Origin of the sequence: Desulfofundulus australicus DSM 11792 (genome assembly GCF_900129285.1) — a bacterium.
GTDB classification, from domain to species: domain Bacteria; phylum Bacillota; class Desulfotomaculia; order Desulfotomaculales; family Desulfovirgulaceae; genus Desulfofundulus; species Desulfofundulus australicus.
The window spans coordinates 96,882-117,487 of sequence record NZ_FQUW01000009.1 but is presented as its reverse complement, the minus strand read 5'-3'; the positions used below and the strand labels follow the sequence as shown (position 1 = coordinate 117,487).

At 58.2% G+C, this 20,606-nt stretch carries 23 protein-coding genes; 12 read left to right on the top strand and 11 right to left on the bottom strand.

The genetic code is table 11. The features are described from left to right. The first annotated feature begins 306 nt into the window (after positions 1–306). The gene (locus BUB44_RS04510) at positions 307–648 is read left to right on the top strand and encodes a zinc ribbon domain-containing protein (protein WP_207545618.1); all 342 of its coding nucleotides are present in this window, start codon (positions 307–309) and stop codon (positions 646–648) included. Between the two features lie 407 nt (positions 649–1,055). Then, positions 1,056–1,787, top strand: a complete 732-nt coding sequence (locus tag BUB44_RS04505) for a hypothetical protein (RefSeq protein ID WP_073163507.1) — start codon at positions 1,056–1,058, stop codon at positions 1,785–1,787. A 71-nt stretch (positions 1,788–1,858) separates the two neighbouring features. Here the strand turns inward: BUB44_RS04505 and BUB44_RS04500 are convergent, their stop codons facing one another. From BUB44_RS04500 to BUB44_RS15330, 7 genes are all read right to left on the bottom strand, one after another. Beyond that, a complete protein-coding gene (locus BUB44_RS04500) occupies positions 1,859–2,230 on the bottom strand; it encodes a nucleotidyltransferase family protein (protein ID WP_073163506.1) in 372 nt (123 codons plus the stop codon). A 69-nt stretch (positions 2,231–2,299) separates the two neighbouring features. Further along, positions 2,300–2,887, bottom strand: coding sequence for a Uma2 family endonuclease (locus BUB44_RS04495; protein WP_073163504.1), 588 nt, complete (start codon positions 2,885–2,887; stop codon positions 2,300–2,302). Positions 2,888–2,907: 20 nt separating this feature from the next. Further along, positions 2,908–3,054 carry a hypothetical protein gene (locus tag BUB44_RS15340; RefSeq protein WP_165611008.1) on the bottom strand — a complete coding sequence of 49 codons (147 nt, stop codon included), beginning with the start codon at positions 3,052–3,054 and terminating at the stop codon, positions 2,908–2,910. 37 nt (positions 3,055–3,091) lie between these two features. Continuing rightward, a complete protein-coding gene (locus BUB44_RS04490) occupies positions 3,092–3,493 on the bottom strand; it encodes a putative toxin-antitoxin system toxin component, PIN family (protein WP_242655847.1) in 402 nt (133 codons plus the stop codon). Between the two features lie 11 nt (positions 3,494–3,504). After that, positions 3,505–3,771 carry an AbrB/MazE/SpoVT family DNA-binding domain-containing protein gene (locus tag BUB44_RS04485; protein WP_242655842.1) on the bottom strand — a complete coding sequence of 89 codons (267 nt, stop codon included), beginning with the start codon at positions 3,769–3,771 and terminating at the stop codon, positions 3,505–3,507. A 171-nt stretch (positions 3,772–3,942) separates the two neighbouring features. Continuing rightward, positions 3,943–4,110: a hypothetical protein gene (locus BUB44_RS15335; RefSeq protein ID WP_165611007.1), complete on the bottom strand. Its 168-nt coding sequence runs from the start codon at positions 4,108–4,110 to the stop codon at positions 3,943–3,945. A gap of 443 nt (positions 4,111–4,553) precedes the next feature. Further along, entirely contained in the window at positions 4,554–4,700 is a 147-nt protein-coding gene (locus tag BUB44_RS15330) for a hypothetical protein (protein WP_165611006.1), read from the bottom strand. A gap of 268 nt (positions 4,701–4,968) precedes the next feature. On the opposite strand from BUB44_RS15330, the gene BUB44_RS04480 reads away from it, so the two are divergent. Next, the gene (locus BUB44_RS04480) at positions 4,969–6,879 is read left to right on the top strand and encodes a copper amine oxidase N-terminal domain-containing protein (protein WP_165611005.1); all 1,911 of its coding nucleotides are present in this window, start codon (positions 4,969–4,971) and stop codon (positions 6,877–6,879) included. A 427-nt stretch (positions 6,880–7,306) separates the two neighbouring features. Here BUB44_RS04480 and BUB44_RS04475 read toward each other — a convergent pair whose 3' ends face one another. Further along, positions 7,307–7,588, bottom strand: coding sequence for a DUF4351 domain-containing protein (locus tag BUB44_RS04475; protein ID WP_083543089.1), 282 nt, complete (start codon positions 7,586–7,588; stop codon positions 7,307–7,309). A gap of 330 nt (positions 7,589–7,918) precedes the next feature. Between BUB44_RS04475 and BUB44_RS04470 the strand changes: the two genes are divergently transcribed. After that, complete coding sequence (locus tag BUB44_RS04470; RefSeq protein ID WP_073163499.1) at positions 7,919–9,058, top strand: TolC family protein; 1,140 nt, start codon at positions 7,919–7,921, stop codon at positions 9,056–9,058. Positions 9,059–9,103: 45 nt separating this feature from the next. Here BUB44_RS04470 and BUB44_RS15210 read toward each other — a convergent pair whose 3' ends face one another. Genes BUB44_RS15210 through BUB44_RS04460 form a run of 3 tightly spaced genes read right to left on the bottom strand, consistent with a single transcriptional unit; the run spans position 9,104 to position 9,997 of the window. Further along, complete coding sequence (locus BUB44_RS15210) at positions 9,104–9,352, bottom strand: hypothetical protein (RefSeq protein WP_131821578.1); 249 nt, start codon at positions 9,350–9,352, stop codon at positions 9,104–9,106. Beyond that, on the bottom strand, positions 9,340–9,753 hold the full coding sequence (locus BUB44_RS04465) for a type II toxin-antitoxin system VapC family toxin (protein ID WP_073163545.1): 414 nt from the start codon (positions 9,751–9,753) through the stop codon (positions 9,340–9,342). Before BUB44_RS04465 ends, BUB44_RS15210 begins: the two co-directional genes overlap by 13 nt. After that, positions 9,746–9,997 (bottom strand): ribbon-helix-helix domain-containing protein, encoded by a 252-nt coding sequence (locus BUB44_RS04460; protein WP_073163497.1) that lies wholly within the window; start codon positions 9,995–9,997, stop codon positions 9,746–9,748. Before BUB44_RS04460 ends, BUB44_RS04465 begins: the two co-directional genes overlap by 8 nt. A gap of 240 nt (positions 9,998–10,237) precedes the next feature. Between BUB44_RS04460 and BUB44_RS04455 the strand changes: the two genes are divergently transcribed. The 8 genes from BUB44_RS04455 (at position 10,238) to BUB44_RS04420 (ending at position 20,499) form a co-directional block, all read left to right on the top strand. Then, entirely contained in the window at positions 10,238–10,798 is a 561-nt protein-coding gene (locus BUB44_RS04455) for a MarR family winged helix-turn-helix transcriptional regulator (protein ID WP_083543092.1), read from the top strand. 69 nt (positions 10,799–10,867) lie between these two features. Then, positions 10,868–12,070 carry an efflux RND transporter periplasmic adaptor subunit gene (locus BUB44_RS04450; RefSeq protein WP_027355855.1) on the top strand — a complete coding sequence of 401 codons (1,203 nt, stop codon included), beginning with the start codon at positions 10,868–10,870 and terminating at the stop codon, positions 12,068–12,070. A 169-nt stretch (positions 12,071–12,239) separates the two neighbouring features. Further along, positions 12,240–15,371: an efflux RND transporter permease subunit gene (locus BUB44_RS04445; RefSeq protein WP_073163495.1), complete on the top strand. Its 3,132-nt coding sequence runs from the start codon at positions 12,240–12,242 to the stop codon at positions 15,369–15,371. Between the two features lie 124 nt (positions 15,372–15,495). Beyond that, complete coding sequence (locus BUB44_RS04440) at positions 15,496–16,149, top strand: HlyD family secretion protein (RefSeq protein WP_073163494.1); 654 nt, start codon at positions 15,496–15,498, stop codon at positions 16,147–16,149. A gap of 22 nt (positions 16,150–16,171) precedes the next feature. After that, positions 16,172–17,698 carry a DHA2 family efflux MFS transporter permease subunit gene (locus tag BUB44_RS04435; RefSeq protein WP_073163492.1) on the top strand — a complete coding sequence of 509 codons (1,527 nt, stop codon included), beginning with the start codon at positions 16,172–16,174 and terminating at the stop codon, positions 17,696–17,698. Positions 17,699–17,792: 94 nt separating this feature from the next. Continuing rightward, positions 17,793–18,623: a WecB/TagA/CpsF family glycosyltransferase gene (locus tag BUB44_RS04430; protein ID WP_073163491.1), complete on the top strand. Its 831-nt coding sequence runs from the start codon at positions 17,793–17,795 to the stop codon at positions 18,621–18,623. Between the two features lie 81 nt (positions 18,624–18,704). Continuing rightward, on the top strand, positions 18,705–19,163 hold the full coding sequence (locus BUB44_RS04425; RefSeq protein ID WP_051617794.1) for a hypothetical protein: 459 nt from the start codon (positions 18,705–18,707) through the stop codon (positions 19,161–19,163). A gap of 43 nt (positions 19,164–19,206) precedes the next feature. Further along, entirely contained in the window at positions 19,207–20,499 is a 1,293-nt protein-coding gene (locus tag BUB44_RS04420; protein ID WP_073163489.1) for an LCP family protein, read from the top strand. Positions 20,500–20,606: the final 107 nt, after the last annotated feature.

Genomic DNA, 20,606 nt, shown 5'->3' with positions numbered 1-20,606 from the left:
AACCGGGGTTGGGGCATGAGAGTGGTTGGGGAAAGGGAAAATCTTTGCCCAGGCGGGCGTATTCTTCCGGCGGTACAGGCGTGTAAAATATCTGCTGCATGGCGGTCACTTCCAGCAAATATTCTACCTGTTCCACAGCCGGAAGAAAAGGGGTCAGTCACTGGTTGTCATATTCTGGTGAATAGACGGACTGACTGACCTGAAATACCAGCACAATTTGCGAAGCAGTTGCAGATTATTCTGGTATCGGAAATAGTTGCAGATTGTTCAATCTGCGAAAATGGGCAGGGGTTGGGCTAAATCAAAGTGAGAATTGACAGTAAAGCCATTGCCCTGGAGAACCTGCTGGGTATTCGTGAACGGGCCAAAGGCTCCAAGAAGTTCAACCGCATGATGTCGGGTTGGAACTTTCGGGAGCTGGCTTCATTCATCGGATACAAGGCCGCCCTTGCCGGGGTGCCCGTAATCTACGTCGACCCCAAGGAGACTTCCAAGACCTGTCCGCGGTGCGGGAATGTTTCCCGCTACAACCGCAAGACTCAGGGCTGGTTTAAATGCACAAGATGCGGCTACCAATCTGATGCCGACAGGGTTGGAGCACTGAATATCGCCGCTAAAGCGCTCGATGCTCTCGGGGCACGTCTCTGAGAGAAAGGGGAGCGTGACACCCCTTAAGGCCAAGGTGATGATCCGGGTCATCCGGGGAATGCTGGCTAACCTGCGGCGAAAGCTGCCATCCCACGTCGGGATGCCCCTCAATTAATTGAGGGGAGGATGTCACTTTTATCATCATATCATACCAGGTAGGGCAGGGGCAACGTTGCCCTGGCCTTTTACCCTGCTTATTACTGCGTTTATCCACAAAATTGTCCGCATTTTGTTAGAGGAAAATCATAGAAAACATCGAAATTGCGCCCGAGACCCGCCTCCAAAAATTTCTTTTTGCTGTGTTCCGGTGGTTGTTACATGTGTTCTCTCATGATAAGATTAAATCATAACAGGTGCGGGCAACTTTAATTTAATGGAGGCACCCCCCTTGAAAGGATGTGTTGCCTTTGAGTACGGTGGCCAAAAAGCTCAGCGCGCTGGAAAAGGCCATGATGGAGCTGGCTTACGAGTCAAGGCTGACCGAGATCAAGTTGAAGCAGCTGGCCGAGGGCATGGAAGAATTCAAGGCGGAGATGAAGGCCTTCAAGGACGAGATGAAGGCTTTCAAGGATGAGATGAAGGACTTCAAGGACGAGATGAAGGACTTCAAGGACGAGATGAAGGCTTTCAAGGATGAGATGAAGGACTTCAAGGACGAGATGAAAGACTTTAAGGATGAAATGAAGGACTTCAAAGACGAAATGAACAAAAAATGGGGCGACCTGGCCCGGAAAATGGGCACCCTGGTGGAGGACATTTTCGTGCCCTCCCTGGACCTGGCCTTTGAAAAGTATTTCGGGGTAAAGGTGGAGGACCTGATGCCGCGCCGCAGGGTGCGCAAAAACGGCGCGACCATGGAAGTGGATATTCTGGCCCTGGCCGGAGACCTGGCCTTTGTGGTGGAGGTAAAGGCCTCCCCCAACCGGGCGGAGTACGTGCACGACTTTATGGAAAAGCTCTCCCAGCTGCCCGGGTTTATCCCGGAAGTGAGGGACAAAAAAATTGTGCCCGTTTACGCTGCCCTGGACATGGCCGGAAGCACGGTGGACCTGCTCACCAAAAACGGCATATACGCCATGGTGGTACGGGGGGACATTCTGGAGATAGTTAACTTCGATATGCTAAGGCCGGTGCAGTAGGAAAAGGCCGCCCGGGAACAGGATAAATGATCAACCAGCGCGCTGGCATCATCGAAAAGGCAGCCGGGCAGCTAAATTTCCACGCCATGCCGGCGGATGTTTTCCCTCAGTTCCGGCCCGGCCGCTTCCATCAACACCAGGTCCACGGAAAAAGGTTCCGCTGCCGCCAGTACATCGGCATAGAGCCGCCAGAAATCCGCCTCCCGGGGCAGGCCCGCCACAGCCAGGTCGATGTCCGAATGCTCGTCAAACCGGCCGCCTCCGGCCAGGGAACCGAAAAGCCAGACCCGGCAGCCGCCATGCCGGCGGACTACACCGGCGGCCCGTTTGGCGGCGGCCAGGGCCGCTTTTTTCCTTTCTGCCAATTCCCGCTCGCGCTGCCTGCGAAGTTTTAAAAAACGAGATCGCAACTCGGCTGCATCGTGTTCGCTGTAAACGGGCATGGAAACCACCACGCTTTAATCCATGTCAGTCGCATCATTATTTATCAGGTCAAGAAAAAAGCCCGGGGATTACAGCACCAGCCCTTCAGGCAGGCGGAATATTTCTTCCCCGTTGGCGGAGAAACCGGGAAGAAGGGGAGAGCTAAGTGTATCTTCCGGGCCGTACGCGCCGGCCAGAAGCCACCCCTTTTCCCCCGCACTGAATATTTCCACGGTCTGGGCGAAAGGATCCACCACCCAGTACTCCTTCACGCCGTGTTTCAGGTAGAGCCTGCTTTTTTCCAGCCGGTCGCGGCGCCCCGAGGCCGGTGAGAGAACTTCCACCACCAGATCTGGCGCGCCTTTCAAGCAATTTTCAGTGAGCAGGTCAAAGCGCTCCCGGGAAAGGTAGAGGACGTCCGGCTGCAGAACCAGGTTGTCGGCCAGCACCACATCGAAAGGTGCAAATAATACCAGCCCCATGTTGTGCTTATCCACGTAAGCCCGTAAAAGCCCGCCGACGCCGGCCGCTATGTGCTGGTGCAAAAAACCGGGAGAAGGTGTCAAAATCAGTTCCCCCTCGATCAATTCGTACTGCCGCCCGTCGTCGATTTGCAGGTAATCGCCGTAAGTCAGTGTACCCCGGAGGGAAGATTCCCTGGGTGCTGCCTCGGTCACTGAAATCACTCCCCACCTCTCTATTCCCTTTGCCATTCTTCAATCCAGACGATCCAGGAAAGATGCGCGCCGGCTGCGTTGAACAGGCGGCGGTCGCCCATGACCAGCTTTACGTTTCTGGATGCGGCCAGGACAAACGAGACGTAACAATCAAAGTAAGAGTTCAAAATACACCCGGCAAGAAACAATGCGTGAGCAGCAGCTTCATCCCTTTTCCAGCAGCATTAATGCTTGTCTTGTTGTGCATACACGGGCCAGGGCCTGTACGTCCGGAGTATGCAGGTCCTTGTCCCCGCTGACGAAGATGTCCGGATTCGCGAGCAGTACCGAGGCCAGGACAGCAGCGTCTTTCGGGTCGCGAAGGTGCCTTGCCGCCTCCCGAATTTTCTCCGCCGGGGGCATCGGATGTTTTTCAACCTTGAAGGATTGCAACATGATGTTAATAAGCTGTTCTCTGCCTGGGAACTTGCGCGTCAGCACTTCCCGGGTTTCCGCCAGGAGGAAATCGTCAACCACGAGAACATGATCTTCTCGAATGACTTCCAGCAAGCGTCGCTCCGGCCCAGAAAAAACCATGCCAGAGATGAGCACGTTGGTATCAAGCATTACCCGCACAGTTAATCTCCCGCCGGGTAAAGTTTCTTGATCAGTTGTTCCCGCACGGCCTCGACTTCCCGTTCCAGATCTTCTCTGGTATACCCTTTCTGGCGGGCTTCGGCTTCCAACTCCTCCAGAAGGCTATCCAGGGGAGACACAGGTTCCAGAACCACCCTGCCCCTATCAGCATACACCCGCAGTTTGGTTTTGGGCGTGAGACCCAGGGCATCGCGGATGGGCTTGGGAATTGTCACCTGACCTTTAGGAGTTGGAGATACGAACTCCACATGCATCTCTCCTTTGGTAGTTTTCTTACTATAGTCTAGCATGAATTCATACAGTAAACAATAGGAAAGAAGGTGCGCAACCCGGATCGCGGTCGCGGATACCACCAGGTCCACCAGTAGTCCTGATAACGTCTTCGTGTATCATTTCCACAGCCTGTGGGGTTATCCACTTCATCTGGAAGCCAGCTCCTCCAGAGCCGGCCTGTACTGCTCAATGATCTCCCTGGCCAGTTCCAGATCCTGCCTGACAACAAGCTTTTCGACAAGCACATCCAGCACCTGCTTCAGCTCACAGGGCGGGAGCTTGAGTAATTCATCTACAAGAACTTCACGGGTCATTAAAACCATCTCCTGCTCTGATTATACATTAAATAGAGTGTTGCTGCGACGATCTTTAAAAACATGTCCCTGGATTTAGACCATTTGGCAATCGCTGTTTGCATTACAACATGTGCCGGCGGCCCCCCAAAAAAAATTTTTCTGCCGGGTGGAACTTTTTCGCCCTTCCAGTTGTCTAATTAACCAGGTAACCGAGGAAGGCCCGTCCAGTTCAGGAGGAATTCTGGATGGCGGTGTAGAATATACCTTCCCCGGGACTGACTGGCTAACGAGGGTGCTTGCTGCACCCGGAGGAACGAAATGGCAGCAGACAACGCAGCCCGGATGCACCAGGAAACGGGAAAACCCGCAAAGGGGGGATGGACGGCACAGCGGCCCTTGCCAGGTAGTGGGATCAATCTGCACGAAAACAAACTAATGAACTAAACTAATTGATGAGGAGGTTAAAACTGGATGCGTAAATCCAGGAAACTGATCGCCATCCTGGCCACCCTGGCCCTGCTGGCGACCCTGCTGGTACCCATGGTCGGCCCGGCGGCGGCAGCGAGCACATATGAAGCCCTGACGGTTCCATCGCTTACTGACGACACCCGCGACACTCTGGGTACGGTGCTGGTTAAAACAACCGCCGGGTCAGTATATCAAGGGCACATGGTTACCTTCAGGTTGCCCTCTGATTACGAGTTCGACTGGGCAAATTTAGATGTAGATGCAAATGGTAAAATCCAGAACGAAGCGTACCTTTTCTCCGTACCTCCCACATATAGTGGTGACGATAACGGTTTAGCTGGTGTCGACATTGATGCCTATAAGCTTGCCGATAATGAAGTCAAATTAGTGGTAGCAAGCATTTCAGATGTGAATAAGCTTATGGGCAATGACGGTTACCTCTACCTGTACCTGAAGAACGTAAAAATTCCTGCCGGTGAATCCGGTGATGTTGTTCTGGTAGCGACTGCGCCTTCTACCTCTGGTTTTAGCAGCGGGGAAGTAGTGGTCGGTAAGATCCGCGGTGATGTGGTCCTGGTCTCGGTGGACGAAGTTAAGACCTTCACCGACGATACCACTGTTGTTCTCCGGTTCAAGGAGTCTGTTAAGAACGCTTTTGAAATTGACTCCGAAAGCATCAAGCTGCGCCTGCCCGATGGCTTCGAGTGGAGCAGCGTGGGTACCCCGACCTTAATCTGGGGCGACAGCAACTGGTTGAATGATAAAAATAGCTTTGAGATTGTACGTGACGGCCGGGATCTGTACCTTGATGTGAAAAAAGATGCCGAAAAAGGTATGTACTTCAGCGTACCTCTGGGCATTACTGTGGAAGACGAAACCAAGGCCAAGACTGGCGATGTGACGGTAACCATCAGCGGTGCTACTGATACTGATCCCACCTCCCTGGTGGTAGCTAGGTACGGCGAAATGGGCGCAAATGTAAGTGCCGCTGAAACGCCTGAAATTATTGCGGGTAAGACCGAGCAGGAAATTGGGGACATTGTAATTGAAGAAACTGCGCCCGGCAGCCTCATTAAAGGCAGAACTATCACTCTTACCTTGCCGGCCAATGCCAAGTGGGGTAAATTGCCATCCGTTGACACGGAAAACGATATTGATATTGATAACAGCAAAGGCTATAACGGCTTCGCTACTGTCGGCAAGGACGGTCGCACACTGAAGTTCTGGATTGGCGATGAGTCGTCTGATGACCCTGGCAAGATTACTTTAGAAGATGCTGAGGTCATCCTATCCGGCGATGTTACCGGTGACCTGAACATTGAAGTCGGCGGGACCGCTGGTGTAAAAGGTAGCGTAACGGTTGCCAAAGTTGTACCACCCGTGGTAGTAAAGGCGGCAGCCACCCCGGATGTAAAGATCGGTCTGAATGATCAGGCTGCCGGTGACATTGAGATCGTTGAGAGCATCGCAGGTGCAATTGCCGATGATGAAAACATTGAACTTTGGCTGCCCAGCGGTGTAACCTTCTCTGCTGAGCCCACAGTTGAAGTTACCGCTGGCGATCTGGACATTGACGAAGACAATATCAGTTTGACCGATGGCGATTCCAGGTTGATCATTCCTGTGGACGCCGAAAGTACAACGGCCAGTACCATTAAGATTAGCGGTATAGAATATGATGTCGACAGGACTGTGCCCGTAGGTTCGATTAAAGTTAAGGTTGGCGGGCTGGCCGTCAACGAAGTAAATGATATCGACACGCTTGATGATTACTATGCATACGACGATACGAAGCAAAACGAAGATAACTACTATGTATTTGGTGCCGGAGATACTGACGAGCAGATTATCTTCAAGCGTGACGAAGACGGAGCGTTCCCGGGCGATGATGAAGTGGCTACCGTGGTGAATGCCAATGTCGTCACCCCCGCTCCCGGTGAACAGAAGGCCACTGTGGTCTTCAAGGTCGGCGACACCAAGTTCACCCTGAACGGTGTGGAGCAGACCATGGATGTGGCTCCGTACATCAAGAACGGCCGGACCTACATCCCGGTGCGCTACTCCGCCCAGGCTGTGGGTGTGGCTGCGGAGAACATCCTCTACAACGGCGGTAAGGTGACCCTGATCAAGGGCGACAAGGTGGTCCAGTTCACCATCGGCAGCAACGTCATGCTGATCAACGGCGTGGCCGTGACCATGGACGTGAAAGCCGAAGTGACCAGCGGCCGGACCATGCTGCCCTTCCGCTACGTCGCTCAGGCCCTTGGTGCCCAGGTTAACTGGGATCCGACCACCCAAACCGTCACCATGAACCTGTAAGCTTCTAAAGCAAACCGGGCTGGAACCCATGATGTTTCAGCCCGGCTTTTTCTTTTGCTAATTTTTATTTTAATTTTTATTTGTCGGCTACAAACCATTCGAAGCTCTGAACCACGATTATTCCCTTTTCCTTCGCCCTTTCCACAACCGCCGGTCTTGCGTAGTTGGTGTTCCGTGCGCACAAACCTTTCCGTTATCCGTTATCTCGATGCCGTAGTTTTTCAGGTATTCGGGTAGGACCCGGTAGGCCTCGTATTCCAGTGCGTAGGTAGGCTAACTTCTGGCCAGCCCACTCAGTTCCGTTTTGGCGCCCACAAGGCCTCTGGCCAGCTTTCTAATTTCCACTTCTGTCTTTTTTTGTGCCTGGCCAGCTCGCCCACGTTTACGCCCAGTTCCGCATGGGATAATTACGGGATGTAGGTGCCGGCTACAGGTACTCCTCCAGGTCGGAGAGAGTGTTTATTTCAAAGATGTTATCCAGGATCAGCCCCAGGGCGTATTCATCCAGGGACCTGATTTTATCCACATAGGGGCGGGGTATTTTCTTGAACTTTTTATGCAAAAGCTTCAAAACAGTCTCCCTGAGGGTTTCCTGCCTCCCTTTTTCCATACCCTTCTCCAGGCCCTTCTCCATCCCTTGCTGTATTCCCTTTTCGACACCCTTTTTGAAAATCCGCTGATAACCGGCCGATTCTTCGATGTTCAGCATGGATTCTACCTCCTGGAAGATTTGTTCGATAATTTTCTCTTCAAGTCGTATCGTATCTGTCCCGGGGCAGGTTTTCGGTCATAATATCACCAATTTGATTTTAACAGATACGGCAATGGGTGGTAACACAATCTGCCCGCCCTTTTTGTTCTTGCTGGTTTCCCTGACCATTGCTTGCCCCCCGGAATGGTGTGAAAATCATGGTCCCCGAGGACGAAAAAACCTTGACTGCACCTGTTTGCCAGGGGTATACTGGGGGTGAAAATTAGTTAAACGGTTTAACAATAATTTAACGAGTTGAAACCGAACAGGAAAAAGGAGGGCTGAAACTTGGGCCGCATTCTCACAGTGTTTATCCTCATAGCTTCTTTGCTCGTACCACCCTCTGCCTGGGCCAAGGAGCCGGCCACGCCCGAGCTGACCCTGAACCAGGCCATCGCCATGGCCCTGGAACACAGCGAAAACGTGAAAAAGGCGGAAAAGGAAATCGACCGCACCTATGAGCTGCGTGAAGAAAGTGCGGACCAGCTGGATTATGTGCCCACAGCACCGCCTGGTAACAAGTACGTGGAGATGGCCTGGGCCAACCTGCTGGCGGCCGACCTGACCTGGCGCATGTCCAAGAAAAATCTGACCGCCGAGCAGGATGAGGTAGCCCTGGATACCTGCAGGAAATACTGGGATGTTCTTAAAGCTCAGGAAAAGGTAAAGGTGGCAGAAGCGGGCCTGCAGAAGGCTGACTGGGATGTGCGCCGGGCGCGGGTCAGTTTCCAGGTGGGGATGATCCCGCAGGCCGACCTGGTGGCGGCGGAGGCGCAGCTGGCCGGGGCTAAGGCAGCCCTGGAAGCGGCGAAAAACGATCTCGACAACGCCTATGCCTCTTTCAACCAGCTGGTGGGCCTGTGGCCCCAGGACCGCCCGGTGCTGGTGGACGGGGTGAATTTCGCCCCCCTGGAGGTGCCTGATGTGAATGTGGAAGTGGGCCGTATTGTGGCGGAAAGTCCCACCGTCTGGCTGGCCAATGAAAAAGTGACCCTGCAGAAATACCTTGAGGACATGATGTTCTATACCGGCGAGTACCGGCCCTACGAAGCAAGAAAAATTGAAGTGGAGCAGGCCGAGCTGGACGCCGCCAGTGCTAAAAAGATGCTGGAAGAGGTCACCCGGTCCCTCTACTACAATGCCAAAAGCCTGGAAGAGTCCTACCGATCCCTGCAGGAAGGGGTTAAAACAGCCGAAGAAAACCTGCGGGTGACGAAGGTGAAATACGACGTGGGCATGGCCACCCGGGCCGAGGTGGCGGCTGCCGAGGCGGCCCTGGCTCAGGCCCGGCAGAAGGCGCTGGAGGCGGCCTGCCAGCACGCCTACCTCAAGCTGGCCTTTGAAAAGCCCTGGGCTTACATCAGCCTGGCTGTTGCCGGTGGCGGCGGCACGGGCGGCGGGGCTTCGGGGAGCACCCAGGGCCGGTAAGGCAGGTGGTTAAAAGCCCCCCTTTCCCATACGGGCAGGGGGGCTTCAGAGTGTTAATAATCTCGTCATGTGCCCCGGTTTTACAGCAGGAGCGGCCTGGAGTGAGCGCTGCCGGGCCAGGCCACATGCCGCGGACAGGATGTCCGCGGGGGCCACCTGAACACAGGAGGTGTGAATGTGGCCGGTACCTGCCGAAGACCGGAGCCGGGGCCTGGCCCGGTCAGCGATACGACCGGGAGCGACGACTAAAACCAGGGCACACTCGCCCCGCGTGGTGATGGTCACGGTTCGCAAATGAAAGCTTTCCTCCTGCCGGGACCGTAGCGGTAGACCAGGAAGTGATGGTCGAAAGTAAAGACCTGTTCAATGCGCAGCCTCTCCATGACGGCAAAAGTGGTGCAATCTGTAAAACTGAAATCCTGGTCGGGGAAGGCATGCATTATCTGCCACGCTGCCTCCAGGTCCGGCTGTTCCAGGGCGATTACGGGAGTGCCGGTTTCGCGCAGCATTTGCCAGAAGGTCTGGGCGGCATGACGGCCCAGGCGGGCGGCCAGTAAAGCCCATGTTTCCACCAGGATGGCAACGGTCGTTAGAAGCGGGACTTCGCCGGCTACCTTTTCATAAAAGTTCCTCGCCCGCTCATGGTTTCGATCCGAGATGTCGCAAACCGCGTACCAGGCGCCTGTATCAACCATTATGGCCACGGTCCAGTACCTCCGCCAGACAGTAGTCGTGTTGCTCTGAAACGTCTTTTCTGCCGCTTGCCCCCATGCCTATAATCCGCAGGAATGCCTCTTTCGGAGCCTTCCTTTCCTGCCTTTCCAGATGTTCAGAAACGATTTGCCGTATTAGCTCGGCGAGCGAGATGCCCTTTTTTGCCGCTTCATCCAGCAGTGCCCTGTGCTGTTCGGGGCGGAGGTAAATTTGGGTGCGGTGCATCAAACATCACCTCTGCCAACATTATAATGTTATAGCTGTCTTTGGTCAATAAGGTCTGCTTCCCTGTATAATCGCACAAGATTTTTCTCCCGGGGTGTTGATGACATATTTACGGTTACCATAGCTTTTGGAGGCTATGAACTGCATCATTTTTAGTTGACAAGGTCTTCCTTGTATACATATACTTAACTTGACGAACAATTTGCGACTTTAAATTTTTCGGTGGGAAGGGTGACGGAGGTGAGTAACCCTAAATTATCCGCCTGCCTGGACAGGCTGGAGCAGGTGGTAAATCATGTGTCCAGGCGGCTGCACAGCAAGATGGACCAGCAGCTGGTGGAGGGGCTGACCGCCAGCCAGTTCGGGGTGCTCATGTGCATACTGCGCCGTGAGCGCGTGAGCGTGTCCGAAGTGGCAGGCAACCTGGGTGTGTCCTTGAGCGCCATCACCGCCCTGGTGGACAGGCTGTGCCGGGCCGGCTACGTCCAGCGGCGCCGGGATGAGAACGACCGCCGCGTGGTCTGGCTGGAGCTCACCCCCAGGGGGAGGGAGGTCGTCCACTCCTGCCTGAATACCAGGAGGCGGGTGATGGAAAAATACCTGGGCCAGCTGCCGGAAGAGGATCTGGAGCAGTTACTGCGCATCTACGAAAAGCTGCTGTCCATATTAGAGCGGGACGAACCGGGAGCAGCCGGGGAAAGGCGCGGCCAGCCCGGGTCTGTCGAGCAACAGGGCCCCGCCGGGGCCGGCGCTTCCGGGGGCGACGGCTGCGCGCTGGGAAAACGTCAGTCGGACTCATAATTCCATTTATTCTGTGAAGCAGGGATTGTCTGAGCTTTGATTTTTGGACTGGGGAGAGTGATGGGGAAAATGCGCAGTGTAAAAATATCCCTGGCTGTTTTTCTGATTTTCCTGTTGCTGGCGGTCGGGTGCGGGAAAGAGCAGGAGGGAGGTCAGGCCAACGCGGGCCCCGTAACGGTCAGCACGGCAAAGGCGGCCGTGGGGCAGCTGGATAACCGGGTGGTGGTGAGCGGCAAGCTGGAGGCCGTGCAGACCGCCAGCATTGTAACCAAAGTCCCCGGTAAGGTGGCCAGGGTACATGTGGATGTGGGGGACAGGGTCAGCGCCGGGCAGGTGCTGGTCACCCTGGAGAATAAAGACCTGGCCGACCGGGTGGCCCAGGCAAAAGCTGCCTTAGCCCAGGCCGAAGCAGCCCTGTCCCAGGCGCAGGCGGGGCTGAAGGCGGCGCAGGCGGCCCTGGAGAACGCCCGGATCAATTTTACCAATGCGGAGGCCAACTATAAACGGGGCAAAGAGCTCCTGGCTGCCGGTGCCATTCCACCGGCTGTTTTTGAGGGCCAGTATGAACTTCCCTACAAGCAGGCAAAGCAGGCGCTGGAGGGCACTGCTCCCGCGCAGGTGGAACAGGCCCGGGCCGTGGTTAAAGTGCAGCAGGCAGCTGTGTCCAGTGCCCGGGCGCAGCTGGCCCTGGCCCAATCCAGCTATGAAGACAGTTTTATCAAAGCACCCTTCAGCGGGGTGGTTACCGCCCGGAACATCAATCCGGGAGAAATGGCTGCCACTCAGCCCCTGCTTACCCTGGCCAATATAGACCGGGTGCTGGTCAGGGCTGTGGTGGGTGAAACATATATCAATCAGTTGAATAAAGGGGATAAAGTGCAGGTCAGAATCAGTGCCGTTTCGGACCGGCCCTTTACCGGTGTGATCACCAGTATTGCACCCGCTGCCGATCCGGCCACCAAATCGTTTCCCATCAAGGTGGAAATTGACAACCCCAAACACGTCCTGAAACCGGGTATGTTTGCCGAGGTTCAGCTGCCCAATGGGGAACAAAAACAGCTCCTGGTCCCCCGGGAAGCGGTGGTAAAAGACGGGGAGCGGGATTACGTGTGGGTGGTCAAACAGGGCAAAGTCCAGCGCTGCGAGATAAAGGCGGGAGAATCGGACGGCAGGTACATTGCCGTTATTTCCGGCCTGAAGGCGGGGGAAGAGGTGGTTACCGCCGGCCAGGAGAGCCTGCAGGATGGAGCCAGGGTGACGGTCAGGAACTGACTGGGGCCGGCCCCGCCGTCACGGGCGCGGCCCCCGTCACCGGCGACGCCCGTGCCCCGGCGAAACAAACGGGGCCAACCGGAAATATACGGTTCCAAAGGCGCCGGTCATCCCCGTGCTAAAGGCGAATTTTTTAATTCTCGCCGTGCTTTCGCAGGAGGTTCATGGCATGAAAATTACCGATGTATCCATCCAGCGCCCCATGCTGGTGGCCGTGCTGGTAACCGTACTGCTGATCCTGGGCGGCGTTTCTTTAAGCCGCCTGGCCATCGACCTGTGGCCCGAAATGAACCTGCCCGTGGCCGCGGTGGTCACCGAATATCCCGGGGCGGGGCCGGAGGAAGTGGAGCAGCAGGTCACCCGGCCCCTGGAGTCCATCCTGGCTACGGTGAGCAACCTGGATACCATCCGGTCCACCAGCAGCATGGGTGTTTCCACCATTGTCCTCATGTTTGACTGGGGCACGGATATGAACTACGCTGCCCTGCAGATCCGGGAAAAAGTTGATCTGATCCGGCAGTACCTGCCCTCGGGGGCCAAAGCACCCATGACCGTCAAAATGGACCCCAACATGATGCCCATCATGCAGCTGGCCCTGTCCGCCGCGGATGCCCGGGAATTGAAGCAGATTACCGATGATATTATCCAGCCCCGGCTGGAGCGCGTCGGCGGGGTGGCCAGCGTCTGGTCTGCCGGCGGTATGGAGCGGGAGATCCGGGTGCTGGTGGACCCGGAGCGCCTGGCCGGTTATGGCCTGACCCTGAACAGCCTGACCCAGGCACTGGCCGCGGAGAACCTGAATATATCCGGGGGCACGGTGCAGGAAGGAACGAAAGACCTGCTGGTGCGGGTAACCGGCGAATTCCGGGATCTGGATGAGGTGCGCCGGGTGGTGGTGGGCGCCCCGGGAGGCCAGCCGGTACACCTGGAGGATGTGGCCCGGGTCGAAGACGGGTTTAAAGAGGTCACCCAGTACAGCCGGGTGGACGGCAGGCCCGGCCTGACGGTCTACATCCAGAAGCAGAGCGGCGCCAATACGGTCCAGGTGGCCCGGGCGGTGCGCGAGGCCCTGGACGAGCTGAAAAAGGAACTGCCCGGGGTCGACTTTCATGTGGTCATGGACCAGTCGGAATTTGTGGAGCGGAGCATCAGCCACGTGGTCAAGGAAATCATGGTGGGCGGTTTCCTGGCCATGCTGGTGATGTGGATATTCCTGCGCAACCTGCGCAGCACGCTGATCATTTCCACGTCCATACCCATTTCCATCATCGGCACTTTTGTGCTCATTTACTTCAACGACATGACCCTCAACCTGATCACCATGGGCGGGCTGGCCCTGGGGGTCGGCCTGATTGTGGATGACGCCATTGTGGTGCTGGAGAACATTTACCGCCACCGCCAGCTGGGTTACAGCCTGGTGGACGCCGCCCTGGTGGGCACCAGTGAGGTGGGCAGCGCGGTAATTGCCTCCACCCTGACCACCATGGCCGTGTTCCTGCCGGTGGTTTTCGTCCAGGGCCTGGCGGCGCAGGTGTTCACCCCCCTGGCCCTGACGGTGTCGTTCTCCATTTTCACCTCCCTGATTGTGGCCCTGACCCTGGTGCCATTGATGTCCAGCCGCTGGCTGCACCTGGAAGAGGCGCCGGCGGGAGATGCAGCCGGGGAGAGGAGCTGGCACAGGCTGTACAGGCTTTCCGAGCGCTGGTTCAACAACTTGAACAGCGCTTACCGCCGGCTCCTGGAATGGGCCCTGAACCACCGGCGGCGGGTGATCGCCACCGTGACGGTGCTTGTTGTCCTGAGCGTGGCGGCTTTCCCCCTGGTGGGCTTTGAGTTCATGCCCTCCATGGACCAGGGGCAGGTAAACATTACCGTGGAAATGCCCCGGGGAACCTCCCTGGAGGAGACCAACCGGGTGGCCACGCGCATAGAGAAAATGGTGCAGGACCCCTGGGTGGAGAGCGTTTTTACCGGGGTGGGCTTCACCGGTATGCAGGGCATGTGGGGCGAGAGCAACACCGATGTGGCCCAGATTATCCTGCAGCTGGTGGATAAATCCCGGCGCAGCGTTACCGCCGATGAGGTGGCGGAAATTTTACGCCAGAGGCTGAAAGATATCCCCGGGGCGAAGATCAAGGTAAGCGCCGTGGAAGAGGGCGGCGGCATGATGGGCGGCAGCGCCCCGGTGCAGATCCAGGTGCGGGGCGATGATATGGCCACCCTCACCCGGCTGGGCGACCGGGTGGCGGAACTGGTGCGCCGGGTTCCCGGCACCCGGGAGGTGACCAGCAGCCTCCAGGAGGGCCGCCCCGAGGTGCAGGTGCTGGTTCACCGTGACCGGGCGGCGGCCTGCGGGCTTTCCCCGACCGAGGTGGCCTCCACCGTGCGCACGGCCGTTGAAGGCACTGTGGCCACCCGCTACCGCACCGGCGGGGAAGAGGTGGACATCCGGGTGCAGCTTCGCGATGGTGAGGTCACCCGCCTGCCCGATTTATCAACCCTGACCATTTTATCCCCCACCGGTGCGTCCGTACCTTTAAGCCAGGTGGCGGAAATAGTGGAAACCCGGGGGCCCCACGCCATTGACCGGCAGGACCAGACCCGGCTGGTAACCGTTACCGCCCAGCTGGCGGGGCGGGACCTGGGCAGTGTGATCAAGGATATCCAGGCCGGGTTGAAAGGCCTCTCCCTGCCTCCGGGATACACCGTGGAATTCAGCGGTGAGCAGGAGCAGATGGCCGAGACCTTTGGCGACCTGAGCCTGGCCCTGATACTGGCGGTGGTCCTGGTCTACCTGGTGATGGTGGCCCAGTTCGAGTCCCTGCTCTACCCCTTCATCATCATGTTTTCCGTGCCCGTGACCATAGTGGGGGTAACCTTCAGCCTGCTGGTAACGGGGCGGGCCTTTTCCGTACCTGCCTTCATCGGCGTGATCATGCTGGTGGGTATTGTGGTGAAAAACGCCATCGTTTTCGTGGACTACGTCAATACCCTGCGCCGCCGGGGCCTGGAAAGGCGGGAGGCCATCCTGCAGGCCGGCCCCGTCCGGCTGCGCCCCATCCTGATGACGGCGCTCACGGCCATCCTGGCCATGCTGCCCATGGCCCTGGGCATCGGCGAGGGCTCCGAGGGGCAGGCGCCCATGGCCACGGTGGTGGCCGGGGGACTGGCCTTCTCCACCCTCATCACCCTGGTGCTGGTACCCGTCATTTACACCATCCTGGATGACTGGAAGGAGCGCTGGCAGGCCCGGTGGGCCGGGAGACGGACCGCCCGCCTGGAGGCCGGGAATAGAGGTTAGAGGTTGGAGGTCGGAAGTGGGAAATAAGGTTGGAGGTCGGAAGTGGGAAATAAGGTTGGAGGCCGGAAGTGGGAAATAAGGTTGGAGGCCGGAAGCCAGAGAGAGAGAGAAGGGAGAGTGCGGGATGAAAAACAAAAGGGCTATGCTGGCCGTGGCCGCGGTGATGGTGGCCGTCCTTGCCGCCATATCCTTTTACTACTGGCATATGAACCGCTACTACGTCACCACCGAAGATGCCCGTATCGACGGGGATATTTACCGGGTGAGTCCCCAGGTGTCCGGTAAACTGCTGGAGATCAATGTGGAAGAGGGGCAGGCAGTCAGGGCCGGGGATATTGTGGCCCGCCTGGACGACACCACCCTCTCCCCGGCGGCCAGCATTGACCTGGCCGTGGTGCGCTCGCCTGTAAACGGTGTGGTGGTTAAAAAAGTGGCCCACGTGGGTGAGATTGCCGCCCCGGGACAGCCCGTTATCATGGTTGTGGATCCGTCAGCCCTCTATATCACCGCCAATATCGAGGAGACCGACTTGAAGAAGGTGCATCCGGGTCAAAAGGTGGACATCACCCTGGATGTCCTGCCGGGGCAGAAGTTTACGGGTCACGTGGCCCGCATAGGGCGGGCCTCCCTTTCCACCTTCTCCCTGCTGCCCGCAAACACCGGGGGTAGCTTTACCAAGGTGGTGCAGCGGGTGCCCGTGAAGATCGTGTTCGATGAGTATCCCGACAATTATGTGGAAGTAGGCACCAATGCCCGGGTGAAGATTCATATCCGGTGACCGGGCGGGAGGGTGTATGATCATGTCCAAGGCTAAACCGGCCGTTTCTGAGGGAAACGGTTTTCCCTGGCGGGAACTGTTCATCCTGGTCATCGGCCCCTTTATGGCCATACTGGACGGCAGCATCGTCAACGTGGCCGTACCCAAGCTGATGGCCGTTTTTGGCGTGGGCACCGATCAAGTGCAGTGGGTTTTAACCGCCTACCTGCTCACCTCCGGGGTTGTCATTCCGGTCAGCGGGTATTTGGGGGACGTCCTGGGGTACAGGCGCATGTACATCCTGTCCCTGGCGGCTTTCACCCTTGGTTCCCTTTTCTGCGGCCTGTCGTGGAGCAACACTTCCCTGGTGGTGGCCCGGGTGTTCCAGGCCGTGGGAGGCGGGATGCTCGTCCCCATCAGCATGGGCATGCTTTTTAAAGTCGTTCCCCGCGGAAAGATGGGTATGGCCATGGGTGTCTGGGGGATATCGGCCATGATGGCCCCCACCATCGGCCCCACCCTGGGCGGCTACCTGGTGGATGAACTTTCCTGGCACATGATCTTTTTAATCAACCTGCCGGTTGGTTTGCTGGGCATGTTCCTTGCCGCCGTATTCCTGCGGGAAACCCCGCTCTTAAAGGCCAGGTTCGACCTGGTGGGCTGTATCCTGTGTGGGGCCGGCTGCTTAGCTGTCCTGCTGGCTTTAAGTGAAGGGCAGGACAAGGGGTGGACTTCCCAGTATATCGTCACCCTCCTGGTGTCGGCCTTCTTTTTCCTGCTCCTGTTTGTGCTCTGGGAACTGCAGGAAGATCAACCCATGCTGGACGTCCGGCTGCTGGCGAACCCCGTGTTTGCAGCCAGCCTTTTAACCACGGCCGTGGTGACCATCGGCCTTTTCGGCGGGCTTTTCCTGGTTCCCATTTTTACCCAGAACCTGCTCGGGTTAACACCGACGCAGACGGGTTTACTCCTGATGCCTGCCGCACTGGCCAGCGGCCTGATGATGCCCATCAGCGGCCGGTTGTACGATAAAATTGGGGCAAAGCCGCTGGCCCTGGTGGGGCTGTCGGTGGTTGCCTATACCACGTGGGAACTTCATAAAATAAATCTGGACATTTCCACACACTGGCTGCAGATGATGATGGTGTACCGGTCTCTCGGTATGGGGCTGGCCATGATGCCCATCGGCACGGCGGGTATGGAGGCCGTTGAGGCCAGGCTTTCCGGGCGGGCGTCGGCTTTTAACAACCTGGTGCGCCAGGTTTCGGCTTCCCTGGGCATCGCCTTTCTCACTTACGTTATGACAAAGCGCCAGGCCTACCACTTCAGCTGGCTGGCCGACGGTTTTTCCTGGTCTTCCCCGGTGGCTTATGGAGCCCTCCAGCAGGTCAAGCAGGCCCTGGGCCTCCCCGGGGACAGCGCCCTGGCTGTCTTCAGCCTGGCCGCCCAGCGGCAGGCCATGGCCAGCGCCATTGCCGACACCTTCATTGTCAGTGCCGTTATGGTGGCCCTGGCCATCCCGCTATCACTGTTCCTGGGGAAGAAGGGGAAGGTTGCCAGGGGTGGATAGGGTTACCTGATAGAATAGACGGCCTCGAAGTGCTGGAAATTAAGTCACTGCCGGGCTGTCGTAAAACGTCTACTCAAAAGGAGAGTTGCCGTCCATGCATATTAACCTCCTGGGTGCCCGGGTGGATGCCGTGGATCTGGCCGGGGCGGTGGAGAAAGTGGCCGCATTTGTGGCCGCCGGGCACCCCCACCAGGTAATAACCCTGAACCCGGAAATTCTGTACCGCGCCCAGAAGGAGCCGGAGCTCCTGGACCTGATCAACCGGGCCGACCTGGTTACCGCCGACGGCATTGGTATTGTCTGGGCGGCAAAGGTGGCCGGCACCCCCGTTCCCGAGCGGGTGACGGGGATCGATCTTATGCTGGCGCTGGTGGAAAGGGCGGCCCGGGAGGGCTGGCGCATCTTCCTGCTGGGGGCGGCGCCGGGGGTGGCGGAAGAAGCTGCCCGGCGCCTGCGGGAGAAGCACCCCGGGCTGGTGGTGGCCGGCACGCAGCACGGTTACTTCCGGCCAGGTGCCGGGGAGGCAGGAGGGGAGGCGGCATTTACAGCGCCCGGCCGCGCCCCGGTTGCATCTTCCGGGGACGGCGGCCGGCCGGGTGAGCCCCGGGTTCCCACCGAGGGAGAGGTGGTGGAGCAAATCCGGCGGGCCAGGCCGGACCTGCTTTTTGTCGCCCTGGGGGCCCCGAAGCAGGAGCAATTTATCGACCGGTATAAGGAGGTGCTGGGCGTACCCGTGGCCATGGGGGTCGGGGGGAGCTTTGACGTGATCGCCGGCCGGGTGGCCAGGGCCCCGGAATGGATGCGCCGCCTGCACCTGGAGTGGCTGGGCCGCCTGATCCGGGAACCGCGCCGCTGGCGGCGGATGCTGGTGCTGCCCCGCTTTGCCTGGCTCGTCTGGCGCAGGGCGCGACAGGCCGGAAGGTGAATAAAATGGTAGCTGGCGGGAGGAAAGAGAGCGCTTTTGTCGAAGATTTAACCTATTACGTCCGGTGGAGGGATAGAAAAAATGAGGAAAAAATGGCCTGTGCTGGCGGTCCTGCTGGTCTGCGGGATGCTGGCACTGGGTGGTTATGCTCACCTGGCCGGGGCTGCCGGCGGGGAGCCGGGCAGTGAAACCGATCCCCTGGTGAGCAAAAGCTTTGTCGAAGAATACGTGGCCAGGTATGTCAGCGAGGCGCTGGGAGAAGGACGGGGCAGCGGCGATTTCCAGTGGCGGGTGGCCAGTGTACCCGCCGGGCAGGAATTTACTGGCGGTGCGGGGATGGAGTTTATCCTGCGCACCGGCAGGGCCGTGGCCGTGGACCCCACGGGCAGCGGTATACCTGACGTTACCGCCGGCACCAATCTTTCTGCCGGCAGGGAAGTGGCCCCCAACCACCTGTACATCATACCGAGAAGTGACGGCCGGGGGCTGCGCGCCCAGACCGATGTAATCGTCATGTACCGGGGTGCCACCGGCAAATAAGGCGGGCATTTTGCCGCCTGTCCTGTAAAAGCGGGGTGTTGGTATGGTTGCTAAACGCAGGCGGAGGTGGAGGCCCAGGCCCCTGTTTCTGCTTTTAATGGTGCTGCTTCTGGCGGGAGGGGGCTACCTGCTGGCGGGGCACCCGGGCCTGAACTGGCCGCCTTTACCTGCCGCACCGGGGGACAACGAGGCCATGGCCAGCGAGCCCCTGGGTTCCTTTACCGTACTGCTTCTGGGTACCGATGCCCGGGCCGGGGAGAAGGGCGGCCGCACCGATACCATTATTGTGGCCAATGTGGACAGCGAGAAAAAGCGCATTGCCCTGCTGTCCATACCGCGGGATACCAGGGTGGATATTCCCGGACACGGCACGGATAAGATCAATGCTGCCGCTGTTTACGGCGGCCCGGCGCTGACCTGCGAGACCGTTTCCAACCTCATCGGTATGCCCGTCCAGTATTATGCCCTGGCCCGCTGGGAGGGGTTTAAAAACATTGTGGATGTTCTGGGCGGGGTAACCATTGAAGTGGAAAAGGATATGTATCATTATGACAGCAATGACGGCCGTGAATATGCCATAAACCTCAGGAAGGGAGTGCAGCGCCTGGACGGCAGCAAGGCCCTGCAGTACGTTCGCTTCCGGGGGGACCCCCTGGGGGATATCGGCCGCACGGAAAGGCAGCTGAAGTTTTTGAAGGCCCTGGCCGGGGAAGTGATGCAGCCGTCCACCCTGTTGAAACTGCCCCGCCTGGTGCCGGAGATCAACAAAAGCATAGAAACCAACCTGGGTGCCCGGCAGATGCTGGCCCTGGCCCGGGCGGCCCGGGACTTCGAGCAGGCCGAAATAGTCACCCAGACCCTGCCGGGGCGTTTTTTGAACCTGAACGGCATCAGCTACTGGTATGTGGAGCCTGCACAGGCCCATGAAGTGGCCCTGGCCCTTTTTGAAGAAGGCCGGGTGAGCCAGGTGGTGCAGGGCCCCACCCTGAACGGGGGCGGGCCTTCCAGTTCCCCGGCCCGCACGGAGAGAGGGCAGGTGGCAACGGGTGAACCGGTGGAAAACCACGTCCAGCCCGTTGTCCCGGCGGCGCCCCCGGTTCCTCCCGCCCCGGAAGCGGTCGAACCGGGTCTTGATGCGGGGACCGGTGAGGATTCCGGCGGCTGGTTGACCGGGGAAGGTACGCCGGAGGAAGGCAACTCACCTCTACCCGGCAGCCACACGGGTGATGACGGGGTGCAGGGTGGCCCTGCCCCGCCTGCCTACGGTGGGGGGTATGGTGAGGATGGCGGTACAACCATAGAAATCATCCCCCTGCCCGGTAGAGGTGCCAGCTAGCCATACGTGCCGGCCGGAGTTATCCGGGCCGGAAATAAAACGGGCGGCGGATGGCGCCGCGTCCAGGCGAGACCACAGGATGAATTATCCGGAGGGTTTGTAGGGCC

Bases quoted from the DNA above. Each gene is read 5' to 3' on its own strand.
- BUB44_RS04500 (WP_073163506.1), bottom strand. From the start codon at position 2,230: ATGCCCGTTTACAGCGAACACGATGCAGCCGAGTTGCGATCTCGTTTT.
- BUB44_RS04490 (WP_242655847.1), bottom strand. From the start codon at position 3,493: ATGCTTGATACCAACGTGCTCATCTCTGGCATGGTTTTTTCTGGGCCG.
- BUB44_RS15335 (WP_165611007.1), bottom strand. From the start codon at position 4,110: ATGACCCGTGAAGTTCTTGTAGATGAATTACTCAAGCTCCCGCCCTGT.
- BUB44_RS04475 (WP_083543089.1), bottom strand. From the start codon at position 7,588: ATGCTGAACATCGAAGAATCGGCCGGTTATCAGCGGATTTTCAAAAAG.
- BUB44_RS04465 (WP_073163545.1), bottom strand. From the start codon at position 9,753: ATGGTTGATACAGGCGCCTGGTACGCGGTTTGCGACATCTCGGATCGA.
- BUB44_RS04460 (WP_073163497.1), bottom strand. From the start codon at position 9,997: ATGCACCGCACCCAAATTTACCTCCGCCCCGAACAGCACAGGGCACTG.
- BUB44_RS04450 (WP_027355855.1), top strand. From the start codon at position 10,868: ATGCGCAGTGTAAAAATATCCCTGGCTGTTTTTCTGATTTTCCTGTTG.
- BUB44_RS04445 (WP_073163495.1), top strand. From the start codon at position 12,240: ATGAAAATTACCGATGTATCCATCCAGCGCCCCATGCTGGTGGCCGTG.
- BUB44_RS04440 (WP_073163494.1), top strand. From the start codon at position 15,496: ATGAAAAACAAAAGGGCTATGCTGGCCGTGGCCGCGGTGATGGTGGCC.
- BUB44_RS04435 (WP_073163492.1), top strand. From the start codon at position 16,172: ATGTCCAAGGCTAAACCGGCCGTTTCTGAGGGAAACGGTTTTCCCTGG.
- BUB44_RS04430 (WP_073163491.1), top strand. From the start codon at position 17,793: ATGCATATTAACCTCCTGGGTGCCCGGGTGGATGCCGTGGATCTGGCC.
- BUB44_RS04425 (WP_051617794.1), top strand. From the start codon at position 18,705: ATGAGGAAAAAATGGCCTGTGCTGGCGGTCCTGCTGGTCTGCGGGATG.
- BUB44_RS04420 (WP_073163489.1), top strand. From the start codon at position 19,207: ATGGTTGCTAAACGCAGGCGGAGGTGGAGGCCCAGGCCCCTGTTTCTG.